The 12,573-nt window shown below is 62.2% G+C and carries 10 protein-coding genes; 9 read left to right on the top strand and 1 reads right to left on the bottom strand.

Annotation, left to right across the window (positions count from 1 at the left end; genetic code table 11):
- The first annotated feature begins 23 nt into the window (after nt 1–23).
- The 6 genes from G7Y51_RS03865 (at nt 24) to argJ (ending at nt 8,694) form a co-directional block, all read left to right on the top strand.
- Nucleotides 24–2,714, top strand: coding sequence for a valine--tRNA ligase (locus tag G7Y51_RS03865; RefSeq protein ID WP_165175064.1), 2,691 nt, complete (start codon nt 24–26; stop codon nt 2,712–2,714).
- 93 nt (nt 2,715–2,807) lie between these two features.
- On the top strand, nt 2,808–3,656 hold the full coding sequence (locus G7Y51_RS03860) for a hypothetical protein (RefSeq protein WP_206214238.1): 849 nt from the start codon (nt 2,808–2,810) through the stop codon (nt 3,654–3,656).
- A gap of 180 nt (nt 3,657–3,836) precedes the next feature.
- Nucleotides 3,837–4,208 carry a 30S ribosomal protein S12 gene (gene rpsL / locus G7Y51_RS03855; protein ID WP_165065249.1) on the top strand — a complete coding sequence of 124 codons (372 nt, stop codon included), beginning with the start codon at nt 3,837–3,839 and terminating at the stop codon, nt 4,206–4,208.
- 156 nt (nt 4,209–4,364) lie between these two features.
- Complete coding sequence (rpsG, locus tag G7Y51_RS03850; RefSeq protein ID WP_165065246.1) at nt 4,365–4,835, top strand: 30S ribosomal protein S7; 471 nt, start codon at nt 4,365–4,367, stop codon at nt 4,833–4,835.
- Between the two features lie 233 nt (nt 4,836–5,068).
- On the top strand, nt 5,069–7,147 hold the full coding sequence (fusA, locus tag G7Y51_RS03845; RefSeq protein ID WP_165065243.1) for an elongation factor G: 2,079 nt from the start codon (nt 5,069–5,071) through the stop codon (nt 7,145–7,147).
- A 362-nt stretch (nt 7,148–7,509) separates the two neighbouring features.
- On the top strand, nt 7,510–8,694 hold the full coding sequence (gene argJ / locus G7Y51_RS03840) for a bifunctional glutamate N-acetyltransferase/amino-acid acetyltransferase ArgJ (RefSeq protein WP_206214239.1): 1,185 nt from the start codon (nt 7,510–7,512) through the stop codon (nt 8,692–8,694).
- A gap of 112 nt (nt 8,695–8,806) precedes the next feature.
- Here the strand turns inward: argJ and G7Y51_RS03835 are convergent, their stop codons facing one another.
- Nucleotides 8,807–9,466, bottom strand: coding sequence for a hypothetical protein (locus tag G7Y51_RS03835; RefSeq protein WP_241160123.1), 660 nt, complete (start codon nt 9,464–9,466; stop codon nt 8,807–8,809).
- Nucleotides 9,467–9,647: 181 nt separating this feature from the next.
- On the opposite strand from G7Y51_RS03835, the gene rfbF reads away from it, so the two are divergent.
- The 3 genes from rfbF (at nt 9,648) to G7Y51_RS03820 (ending at nt 12,518) form a co-directional block, all read left to right on the top strand.
- The gene (rfbF, locus tag G7Y51_RS03830) at nt 9,648–10,412 is read left to right on the top strand and encodes a glucose-1-phosphate cytidylyltransferase (RefSeq protein ID WP_165175062.1); all 765 of its coding nucleotides are present in this window, start codon (nt 9,648–9,650) and stop codon (nt 10,410–10,412) included.
- Between the two features lie 448 nt (nt 10,413–10,860).
- On the top strand, nt 10,861–11,979 hold the full coding sequence (gene rfbG, locus G7Y51_RS03825; protein WP_165175061.1) for a CDP-glucose 4,6-dehydratase: 1,119 nt from the start codon (nt 10,861–10,863) through the stop codon (nt 11,977–11,979).
- 41 nt (nt 11,980–12,020) lie between these two features.
- The gene (locus G7Y51_RS03820) at nt 12,021–12,518 is read left to right on the top strand and encodes a dTDP-4-dehydrorhamnose 3,5-epimerase (protein WP_165175098.1); all 498 of its coding nucleotides are present in this window, start codon (nt 12,021–12,023) and stop codon (nt 12,516–12,518) included.
- Nucleotides 12,519–12,573: the final 55 nt, after the last annotated feature.

Genomic DNA, 12,573 nt, shown 5'->3' with positions numbered 1-12,573 from the left:
CCGCCTTTCACGGAGAAAGCAAGATGGCGGACACCCTCCCCAAAGGCTACGAGCCCCATGACGTGGAAGCCCGGTGGCGCAGGCACTGGGAAGAAAACAAGACTTTCACGCCCGACCCGGACGCGCCCGGCGAGCCCTATTCCATTGTCATCCCGCCGCCCAACGTCACCGGGGCCCTGCACATGGGCCACGCCCTGAACCTCACCCTGATCGACGTGCTCTGCCGCCATGCCCGGCAGAAGGGTAAAAACGTCCTTTGGGCGCCGGGCACGGATCACGCGGGCATTGCCACCCAGAATGTGGTGGAGCGCGCTCTGGCCAGGGAAGGCAAGACCCGCCAGGACGTGGGCCGCGAGGCCTTTGTGGAAAAGGTCTGGTCCTGGCGCGCGGAGTACGGGCACCGCATCCTGGATCAGATCGGCGCTCTCGGCGCGTCCGTGGACTGGACGCGGCTGCGCTTCACCATGGATGAAGGCCTCTCGGCCGCGGTGCGCAAGGTTTTTGTGCAGCTCTATGATCAAGGCCTGATCTACAAGGGCGACTATATCATCAACTGGTGCTCGCGCTGTCACACGGCTTTGGCCGACGACGAGGTGGAGCACGAGCAGACGCGCGGCAAGCTCTGGCGCGTGCGCTACCATCTTGCGGACGGTTCGGGCGCCCTTGTGGTGGCCACCACCAGGCCGGAAACCATCCCCGGCGACACGGCCGTGTGCGTGCATCCTGAGGATGAGCGCTACCGGCATCTGGTGGGCAAAACCGCGCGCGTGCCGGTGCTGGGCCGCGAAGTGCCGATTATCGCGGACAAGTATGTGGATCGGGAGTTCGGCACCGGCGCGCTGAAGGTGACGCCCTGCCATGACCACAACGACTGGACGCTGGGCAAGAAACACAATCTGGAATTTGTGCAGGTCATTGACGAAAACGGCGTGATGACCGCTGCCGCTGGGCCGTACGCCGGGCTTTCCAAGCAGGAGTGCCGCGAGCGCATCACGGCCGATCTGGAGGCCGCCGGAGACCTGGCGGGCGTGGATGATCTGGAGCACGCCGTGGGGCATTGCTACCGCTGCCATACGGTGGTGGAGCCGCATGTTTCAACCCAATGGTTCGTGGCCGCCACCAGAATGGCCCCGGCCGCGCGCGCGGCCGTGCCCGAGCTGACCCGGATTCTGCCGGAATCCTGGCTCAAGACGTATTATCATTGGCTGGACAATATCCGCGACTGGTGCATCAGCCGTCAGATCTGGTGGGGGCATCGCATTCCGGCCTGGACCTGCAAGGCTTGCGGCAGGCTGATCGTGGCCGAGGAAGCTCCGGCTGCCTGCCCGGCCTGCGGCTCGGCCGATCTGGCCCAGGACGAGGATGTGCTGGATACCTGGTTCTCCTCCGCGCTCTGGCCGTTCTCGATCCTGGGCTGGCCGGAACGGACCAGGGAGCTGGCCCGCTGGTATCCCACCGCGGTGCTGGTCACGGGCTTTGATATCCTCTTTTTCTGGGTGGCCCGGATGATGATGATGGGCCTGCATTTCATGAAGCAGGCGCCTTTCCGGGACGTCTATCTGCACGCCCTGGTGCGCGACGCCACGGGCCGCAAGATGTCCAAGTCCACGGGCAACGTCATTGATCCCCTGTCCATGATCGACAAATACGGCTGCGACGCCCTGCGCTTCACGCTCACGGCCTTTGCGGCCATGGGCCGGGACATCCGCCTCTCCGAAGATCGCATTGAGGGCTACCGCCATTTTGTGAACAAGCTCTGGAACGCCGCGCGCTTCGCCCTGATGAACCTGCCGGAGCACGCGCCGCGGGCGGTGAGTCTGGAAAGCGTGCAGGGCCTGCATCATCAGTGGATTCTGCACCGCCTGGAAATGATCAAGCTGGACATGGATCGGGCGCTTGCCGAATACCGCTTCAACGACGCGGCCCAGCTCGGCTACAAATTCCTCTGGAATGAGTTTTGCGACTGGTATCTGGAATTGATCAAGCCGGATATGGGGCCCGGCATGCAGGCCGCTGAAAGCGCGGAGGGCGTTGCGCGCAAAGAGACGGCCCAGTATGTGCTCTGGCTTGTGCTGCGGGAGCTTCTGGTTTTGCTGCATCCGATCATGCCCTTTGTGACCGCCGAAATCTGGCAGGCCCTGCCCGTGGCGGCCGGGGAAAAAGCCACGGATATCGCGCTGGAGCCCTATCCGCCCCTGCGGCCCGGCTGTGTGCGCGAGGCCGAAGCCTGCCGCATGGAGCTGATCCAGGGCGTGATTGTGGCCGTGCGCACCATCAAGGCCGAGCTGGGCATCAACCCCGGCCAGAAGGTGGGCTTGCTCCTGCATCCCGTGGATCAGGCCCAGGCCGCGCTGCTCGAAGAAAACCGGGGCCTGATGCTGACCCTGGCCCGCCTGGAATCTCTGACGCTGGGGGCCGACGTGCATGCGCCCAAAGCTTCGGCCTCGGCCGTGGTGCAGGGCTGCCAGGTCATTGTGCCCCTGCGCGGCGCCGTGGATCTGAGCAGCGAGCTGGCGCGTCTGGACAAGGAACTGGCCAGGTTGGAAAAGGACGTGACAGGCGTGAACAAGAAGTTGAGCAACGAGAGCTTTGTAAGCCGCGCCCCGGCCGAAGTGGTGGCCCGCGAAAAGGAACGCGCCACGCAGCTTTTGGACGCCAAAGCCAAGTTGCAGGCACTGCGGGCCCGCTTTGCGGAGGCCCTTGCCGAAGAATAAGCGAGCAATCAACGCGCCACGGGCCTGTGCGGGCTTTTGCCCCGCAAGGGAGCCATTTCCCCGCCACAGTGAGCCGGAAAAAGCGGAGGCAGTATGCCGCGCGCAAACATGTCCTTTCTCGTCACTTGCCTGGTCTGCCTGTGCCTGATTTTTATGCCGCGCTCCCCTCTGGCGGCCGCGGGCGGCAGCGAGAGCCCGGCCGCGGTGGTGGCGGCCATGCGCCCGCTGCTGGATCTCCGGGCCCTGCGGCAGGGTCTGGATGAAATCGGGCTGCTCAAGGAAGCAGGCTTTGCGTATCAGATCGGGTTGACCGTGCCCAAAGACATCTGCCCCCAGCCCGGCGATTGGGATCAGACGGCGGTGCTCAGTGGCATGGTGGCTTCGGATCGGACCTATGCGTTGTTTTTCGGCAAACCCGAGGAGGCCGTGCAGGAGAACAGGCTGCTGCAAAAACTGAATCCCGGCATACACCTGCCCGGCCTGACCGCAACGGAACGGGCCGTGCTGCGCAAGGATCCGACAGGAGCGGCCGGGCGTGAAATCATTGTCCGGCGCATTGAGGCGCAGCTCACAGCCATGCTCAAGGCAGCGTCGGAAAGCGAAGCCCATCTGCGTCTTTTGGGCGCGCATTTGTACGGCCTGTTTCTGGAGCGCCTGTATACGACTTCGATCATGGTCCTGGCCGCGGCCGAGAGCGACACGCTTGAGCCCCTGTACAAGGTGCATGCGGGCCTTGTGGCCCGTCAGGGAAAAATCCTGGCCCTGCTGGGACGCAGAAATCTGCTTGGTGACAGCCGCTTCACCGCCACCCGCCGCGAGGCTGTGGACCGCCTTTTGCATCTGCTGACAAGCAACAAGGGGCGTCCGACCCTGGCCCATATGGAAGAAATTCTGGGGATAGTGCGGGAAGAGCGGGCCTCGTTTCTCACGCCGTGCCCATAGGACTACCTTCGGCCCGCTTCATCTGACGCCGATTGCGGAGAAAGGGCGGTTGCCGGCGACACGGCCGGGGGCAAAGGCATCGGCCCCGCCCGCGCCCTTGACAGAGTATGCCCCGGTGGGCTATGTCCAACCCTCTTGGAGTTTTGTCGGTTCAACTGTTGCGCATTATGGAGGAATATAATGCCCACGATCAACCAGCTTATCCGCATTGAGCGGAAGGCGTCGGTAAAGCGCAAAAAAACCCCGGCCCTGCAGGCCTGCCCGCAGCGCCGCGGCGTTTGCACCCGCGTGTATACCACCACGCCCAAAAAGCCCAACTCGGCCTTGCGCAAGGTGGCCCGCGTGCGCCTGACCAACGGCATCGAGGTGACGGCCTACATTCCCGGCGAAGGCCATAACCTGCAAGAGCACTCCGTGGTGATCATCCGCGGCGGCCGCGTCAAGGACCTTCCCGGCGTGCGTTATCACATTGTGCGCGGCACGCTGGATACCTCCGGCGTGGCTGATCGTCGCAAGAGCCGTTCCAAATACGGCGCCAAGCGGCCCAAGTAGACGCAGATTCGGCGAATTGTTTTCCTTTGTCCGGCGTGCGCCATGTCCCGCACCGGAATAGACTGCCAAGGGGCCGCGTGTGGCGGCTGTTGCGGCATATCCGGGCGCGGGGCGGGGTTGGTGACGCCGCAATGCGCTTTGTAAAGGAGAAACCCCATGCCCCGTAAAGGTCCTGTTCCCAAGAGGGAAGTGCTGCCCGATCCGCTTTATTCCAGCCGCCTGGTCACCAAATTCGTGAACCGGCTGATGTACGACGGCAAAAAGGGCGCGGCCGAAAAAATTTTTTACAGCTCTCTGGAAACCCTGGCTGAAAAAACCGGCGAAGATCCCATGCGCGCTTTTGAAAAGGCCTTGGACAACGTCAAGCCGCATATGGAAGTCAAGGCCCGCCGCGTGGGCGGCGCCACCTATCAGGTGCCCATGGAAGTGCGCCCGGAACGCCAGGTCTCCCTGTCCATCCGCTGGCTGATCAATTATGCCCGTTCGCGCGGCGAAAAGGGCATGACGTCCAAACTTTCCGCCGAACTGCTGGATGCCTACAACGGTCGCGGCGGCGCGGTGAAGAAGCGCGAAGACACGCACCGCATGGCCGACGCCAACAAGGCCTTTGCCCACTATCGCTGGTAAGAGCGTTTTGCTCATGAAATGAGCTAAACGCTCTGGCGACAGCGTTAGCTGGCGCCCGCGCCGAATGAGCGTCCAGACCGCGTTCTGGACGCGAAATGATTGAAAATGGATATTTTCAATCAAAAAATGCTCTAAGAGGCCGCCGGCCGCATCCGCCAACATCTTCCGACGCCGCGTCCGCAAGGAAGCGGCGTCGGTTGTATACCACCGCTTCCGCAGTATGGAGGAATACCGTGTCCCGCACCATTCCCGTAGACAAACAGCGCAATATCGGCATCATGGCCCATATTGACGCCGGCAAAACAACGACGACCGAGCGCATTCTTTTTTATACCGGCGTTTCGCACAAGATCGGCGAAACCCATGATGGCGAGTCCACCATGGACTGGATGGAGCAGGAGCAGGAGCGCGGCATCACCATCACCTCCGCCGCCACGACCTGCTTCTGGAAAGATTGCCGCATCAACATCATTGATACCCCCGGCCATGTGGACTTCACCATTGAGGTGGAGCGCTCCCTGCGCGTGCTGGACGGCGCGGTCTGCGTCTTTGACGCCGTGGCCGGCGTGGAGCCGCAATCCGAAACGGTCTGGCGGCAGGCCGACCGCTATCATGTGCCGCGCATCTGCTTTGTGAACAAAATGGACCGCATCGGAGCCGACTTCTTCCGTTGCGTGACAATGATCCACGATCGCCTGGGCACCAAGGCCGTGCCCCTGCAACTGCCCATCGGCGCGGAAGACAAGTTCGAGGGCGTGGTGGATCTGGTGCTCGGCAAGGCCATCCGTTTTGACAAGTCCACCAAGGGCGCGGAATTTGTGGTGGAAGACGTGCCCGCCGACATGCGGCAGCTTTTTGAGGAAAAGCATCATGAGATGCTGGAAGCCGTGGCCGAGGAGGACGAAGCCCTGCTCGAAAAATACCTGGGCGGCGAAAGCCTCACGGAAGAGGAAATCATCTCCTGCGTCCGCAAGGCCACCATTGCCCGCAACATCGTCCCGGTGCTCTGCGGCTCGGCCTTCCGCAACATGGGCGTGCAGCCCCTGCTGGACGCCGTGGTGGCCTATCTGCCCTCGCCTGTGGACATTCCGCCCATGACCGGCCATGTGCCCGACAAGGAGGATGCGCTCGTCGAATGCCATTGCGACGACAAGGAGCCTCTGGCCGGTCTGGTCTTCAAGCTCTTTTCCGATCCCTTTATCGGCCATTTGTCCTTTTTCCGGATCTATTCCGGCTATCTGGAGTCGGGCAGCGGCGTGTTCAACGCCAATACCGGCAGAAAGGAGCGCATCGGCCGCATTCTCAAGATGCACGCCAACAAGCGCGAGGATATCAAATGGGCGGGCGCGGGCGACATCGTGGCTCTGGTGGGCCTGAAAAACGCCTCCACCGGCGATACGCTCTGCGATGAAAAACGCCCGGTGATCCTGGAATCCCTGAATATTCCGGAGCCGGTCATTGAAGTGGCCATCGAGCCCAAGACCAAGGCGGATCGCGATGCGCTCTCCGCGGCGCTGAACAAGCTGGCCAAGGAGGATCCCTCTTTCCGAGTCAAGGGCGACGAGGAAACCAATCAGACCCTGATCGCCGGCATGGGCGAGCTGCATCTGGAAATCATCGTGGATCGCCTGACCCGCGAGTTCAACGTCAACGCCAATGTGGGCAAGCCTCAGGTGGCCTACCGCGAGACCATTTCCAAGCCGTCCAAATCGGACATGAAGCACGCCAAGCAGTCCGGCGGGCGCGGCCAGTACGGCCATTGCGTCATTGAGGTGGAGCCCAATCCGGGCAAGGGCTATGAATTCATCAACTCGATCACCGGCGGCGTGATCCCCAAGGAATATATTCCGGCCATTGACAAGGGCATCAAGGACGCCATGAAGTCCGGCGTGCTGGCCGGTTTCCCCTGCGTGGATCTCAAGGTCAATCTGGTCTTCGGCTCCTATCACGAAGTGGACTCCTCCGAACAGGCTTTTTATGTGGCCGGTTCCATGGCCATCAAGGACGCCATGCTCAAGGCCGCTCCCGTGCTGCTGGAGCCGATCATGGATGTGGAAGTGGTCACGCCCGAGGAATACCTGGGCGACGTGATGGGCGATCTCAACGGCCGTCGCGGCCGCGTGCAGAGTATGGAAGCCCGCGCCGGCGGCGCGCAGAGCGTGCGTGCCCAGGTGCCCCTGGCCGCCATGTTCGGCTATGCCACGGATCTGCGCTCGCGCACCCAGGGCCGGGCCACGTTCACCATGCAGTTCGACCATTACGAGCGCGTGCCTGCGGCTTTGGCGGAGGAAATCCAGAAAGCCAAGTCATAACTGCGGGCCTTTTTGCCGCAGGCCGCGGCAAACGGCGTTGAGCTGCTTTCATGAGCAAAAAGCTCTACTCGCGGGAATTTTGCAGATAGTGCGAAATTCCCGCGAGTTGCATACGCCCTGGTCCATTAGAGCATTTTCTCTTTGAAAATGCTCTGGCGGCCGCGGGAGCGGACGCCCGCGCCGAATGCGCCTGAAAACCACGCTTTTCAGGCGCTTGTCCCGCTTGCGGGGAAATGATGGCAGCGCCGCTTTTGAAATTGAATAATTTCAAAAGCAAAATGCTCTTAGGATCATTGCGCGTGGCCGGGCAGGATGCAAGCGTGTAAAACATCAGAGCATCGCCTGAGTGAGGTTGCAAAATGATCGACGATCTTCCCAAAGGGTTCAGGGCCGGAGCCGCGGCAGCCAGTTTCAAGAAGCCGGGCCGCGACGATTTGGGGCTGATTGTATCCGACCGGCCTTGCGTGCTGGCCGGCATGTTTACCCAAAATGTCTTCAAGGCCGCGCCCGTGCTGGTCTGCCAGGAAATTCTGGCCCGATACGGCACGGCCCGCGCGGTGCTGGCCAATTCCGGCCAGGCCAACGCCTGCACCGGCGAACAGGGCCTTGCCGACTGCCGCGCCACGCAGGCAATGGCGGCCGAGGCCATCGGGCTTGCCCCGCATGAAATATTGCCCCTCTCCACGGGCGTGGTGGGCGCGCCGCTCAAAATGGATCTCTGGCGCGCGGCCGTCCCTGCTCTGGCGCAAAGCCTGGGCAGCCGCGACGCCGAGGGCTTTACCCGCGCCTTCATGACCACGGACGCTTTTCCCAAGTTTGCCGCGCGCGAGCTGGCGCTTTCCGGGGGCACGGTGCGGCTGACGGTCATGGCCAAGGGCGCGGGCATGATCTGCCCGAACATGGCTACCATGCTCTGCGTGGCCCTCACGGACGCGAGCGTTGCGCGTGCCCCCTGGCAGGCCATGTTCGGCCGGGCCGTGGAAAAAACCTTCAATCGGGTCAGTGTGGACGGCGACACCTCGACCAACGACACCATTCTGGGCCTGGCCAACGGCGCGTCCGGCGTTGCCGCCCGCAACACAGCTGATCTGACCCTCCTGGAAGAGGCGCTCACCGCCATTCTGGGCACGGTTGCGCATATGCTGGTCATGGATGGCGAAGGGGCGAAGAAGGTGATCCATATCAGCGTGACCGGCGCGGCGGACGACGCGGACGCCGCGCGCGTGGCGCGCAGCGTGGGGCATTCCCAGCTGGTCAAGACGGCCATCTACGGCGGGGACGCCAACTGGGGGCGTATCGTCACGGCCGTGGGCTACAGCGGCGCGCGCTTCGACCCGGCCCAGGTGGGCTTGCGGCTCTGCGGGGTGGAGCGCTTTTGCAAGGGCCGGCCCGTGAATGACGATCAGGAGGAAAAGCTGGCCGAACTGCTCAAGGCCAGGGATGTGACGGTGGACATCAGCCTGGGCGACGGGCCGGGCACATATGTTTTGCAGGCCTCGGATCTGGGGCATGAATACGTCACGCTGAATTCGGATTACAGATCCTGAGGCAGAATACCGGGGAAAAGCGTTGTCAACAGGATATGCTTTTTCCCGCAGGCTCACCTTGCCCATGACCTTTCTGCGTAGAGCGTTTTGCTCATGAAATGAGCAAAACGCTCTAAATAGTCATGACGCCCTCGCTGGCGGGCTTATCCGCGGGTTCCGCGTCGGGCCTGTCTTTGCGCAGCGGCGCGCCTGCGGCCGCAGGCGGCGTCTTGCCCTGCGCATAGTCCCTGGCCGTGCTTTCCAGAACCGCCTGTCCCACCACCAGCCAATTGTCGCCTCTCTTTTGCAGGGCCAGCCAACTGGTCATCCGGGCCGGGGTTGTGACTTTGGCCACGGCGGCCGTGTCGCTCAGTTGGGTAATCTCGGCATTCTGCAGCGCTTCCGGCGTCCAGGGGCAATCCGGGCTTTGCGCTTCGCGGCACCGGGCCATCAGTTCGCCGCTGCTCACGCCGCGCACATACTGCTTTTGCAGACGCCTCTCCATGTCCATCACGCTGCCCAAAAGGTCATCCATGCCGCCAAGGCCCAGCATACGGCCCAGGGAGTCGAGCGAACTCAGGGCTTGATCCTCGCGGGTGAGATTTTTGATCTGATTGGCCGCAAACATTTTTATATCCAATTGGGAAAGAAAAGCCGCGCTGTCGTTCTTGTTCAGGGCCTCAGCCAGCTTGTTCAGGGTTTTTTGCGGGCCGGAAGCAAAGCAGGCCGCGAGCAGGGCCACCAGTAAAGCCGCCGCCAGCAGAAAGGGGGACGGCCTGCGCAGAATATTCATAACTACCTCGTTTGCGCGCCAGGGCGCGATAGTATCACTGTAACGGAAATACTATAGCGCAACAGGCCGCATATTGCAAAGCCCGTTGCCGGGGGGCGCCGGGGCTTTTTTTCCGCCCCGGCTTCTGCTACAGGTAGCCGAGTCCTGCGGGGCAGGTTTCAAAGCGACACCGGGAGGGCCTATGAAAACGATCATCATGTGCGGCGGCAAAGGCACGCGCCTGCGCGAAGAAACCTCGATCAAACCCAAGCCCATGGTGGAAATCGGCGGGCGGCCGGTGCTCTGGCACATCATGTCCATTTACGCCCGCTTCGGCTTCAAGGATTTCATCCTGCCGCTGGGCTACAAGGGCGAGGTGATCAAGCAGTACTTCCATGACTACAATATGCGCCACACGGATTTCACCGTGGAGCTCAAAACCGGCGCGCTTACTGCCCACGCCGGCCATCTTGAGGACTGGCGCGTGACGCTCTGCGACACCGGGCAGGAGACCCTCAAGGGCGGCCGCCTCAAGCGCGTGGCCAAATATATTGACGGCGAGCGTTTCATGGTCACCTATGGCGACGGCGTGGCGGATATTGATCTGAACAAACTGCTGGCATTCCACACCCGGTCCGGAGCCATCGGCACCTTTACCGGCGTGCGCATGCCCTCACGTTTCGGCACAGTGCGCACGGGCGCGGGCGGCAAGATCCTTTCCTGGGAGGAAAAGCCGGTGCTCGACGAATACATCAACTGCGGCTTTTTCGTCTTTGAGCGGCGTTTTCTGGACTATCTGAGCGAAGATGAAAATTGTGATCTGGAGAAAGAACCCTTGCAGCAACTGGCCGCCGAGGGGCGGCTGGCCATGTATCCGCATCCCGGCCAGTGGCAGTGTATGGATACGTTGCGTGATTCCCTCAAGCTGAACGAACTCTGGGAATCGGGCCAGGCCTTCTGGGCGTAGGCGCTGAATGGCAGCGTCTTTTCGCCCTTGGCACGCGCCAGCCTTGTTCCTGACCGCAGTCATTGCATGGCCCCTTTCGCCCGGGCCTCTCTGCTCTGGCGGAAGAGCCGAAGCGGGGCGAAGCCGTGCCCGCAGAGCCAAAGCGCGGTGCGGACAATAGAGCGGTTTGCTAATGAAATCAGCTAAACCGCTCTGGCGACAGCGTTAGCTGGCGCTCGCGCCGAATGAGCGTCCAGACCGCGTTCTGGCCGCGAAATGATGGCAGCGAAGTGATTGAAAATGAATATTTTCAATCAAAAAATGCTTTAAGAGCCGTGTCAGTGAGAATCCTCACGAGAAACAGCAGGCAGCGCGGTACGCGCGCCGCTCCGGCCCAGTGAAAGCAACCGCCTTCATCGCCGGAACAAGAAAAAACAGCATCCTCTCCTTTCCACAAGAAGGAATAGCCATGTTTGCCAATGCATATCAAGGTCGCCGGGTTTTCATCACCGGCCATACGGGTTTCAAGGGTTCCTGGCTGGCGGCCTGGCTGATCCGGCTGGGGGCCACGGTGGCCGGTTTTTCCAACGGCATTCCCACCGAACCTTCGCACTTCGCGGCCATGCGTCTGGCCGATCACCTGCGGGATCTGCGCGGCGACATCCGCGACCGCGAAAGCCTCATCCGCGCCATGCGGGAATTCAGGCCCGATGTGGTCTTCCACCTGGCGGCGCAGGCTCTGGTGCGCCGCTCCTACGCGAACCCTGCGGATACGTTTGAAACCAACATGCTCGGCAGCATGAACGTGCTGGAAGCCGTGCGCGGCTGCCCCACGACGCGGGCCGTGGTCATGATCACCTCGGACAAATGCTACCGCAACGACGAATGGGTCTGGGGCTACCGCGAAACAGACCATCTGGGCGGCGCGGATCCCTATTCCGCCTCCAAGGCCTGCGCGGAAATTATCGCCCACTCCTATTTTCAAAGCTTTTTCAAGGACGGACCGGCCTGCGCCACGGTGCGCGCGGGCAATGTGATCGGCGGCGGAGACTGGGCGCAGGATCGGATCGTGCCCGACTGCGCGCGGGCCTGGGCCGCCGGGCAGGCCGCCCATATTCGCAGCCCCTGGGCCACGCGGCCCTGGCAGCTCGTGCTGGAGCCGCTTTCAGGCTATCTCTGGCTGGGCGCGCGTCTGCTGGGCAAAGGCGAGCCGCCGCGCGGCTGCGCCTTTGATCCGCGGGGCCAGGCGTATAATTTTGGCCCGGCGGCGGATGTGAACAATACCGTAGCCGAAGTGGCGGAAGCCCTGGCCCGTCACTGGCCGGGCTTTGAGAGCCGCATGAACACGGCCGGGCAGGCGGAGATGAAAGAATGCACGCTGCTCAAGCTTTGCTGCGACAAAGCCCTGGCGCATCTTGGCTGGAAGGCTACCCTCACCTTTGAGGAAACCATCCGCTACACGGCGGAGTGGTATCATCGTTTCTATCAAGGCCAAGGGGACAAGCAGGGCATGCTGGATTTCAGCCAGGGCCAGATCGCGGCCTACGTCAACGCCGCGGAACAGCGCGGCCAGGTCTGGGTGCGCTGATGGGCGGTACGCGTGCATACGGCAGGGATCCGGCATCGGATATGGCGGCGCGGGACGTGGGCGTGGCGGGCGCGCTCTTTCAGCCCCTGAAGGTAATTCCCGCTCACGGCGGCCCTGTGCTGCACATGCTGCGGCCGGATTCGCCCCTGCTTCCGGATTTTCACGCGGGCTTTGGCGAGATTTATTTTTCGGAAGTGCTGCCCGGCGCAATAAAGGCCTGGAAGCGACACAGCCGCCAGACGCAGCATTTTGCCGTGCCCTGCGGCCTGCTCAAAATCGTGCTCTACGACGACCGGCCCGCCTCAATCACACAGGGCAGGCTGTGCGAACTGAACCTGGGCAGACCTGACTGCTACGGCCTGCTGCGCATTCCGGTGGGCGTCTGGTACGGCTTCACGGCGTTGGGCAAGGCCCCGGCGCTGATCTGCAACTGCGCGGATATCCCCCATGATCCGGCTGAAAGCGAGCGTTTGCCCGTTGATGATCCGGGCATTCCCTACGCCTGGCCGCAGCATGTGCGCAACGAGGGCATTCTTTGATTGAAAATGGATATTTTCAATCAAAAAATGCCCTAATCATGTGCTGCGCGGCGGG

It is taken from the genome of Desulfovibrio sp. ZJ369 (genome assembly GCF_011039085.1).
Classification (GTDB): domain Bacteria; phylum Desulfobacterota; class Desulfovibrionia; order Desulfovibrionales; family Desulfovibrionaceae; genus Desulfovibrio.
This window is presented reverse-complemented; position numbering and strand designations above follow the sequence as displayed.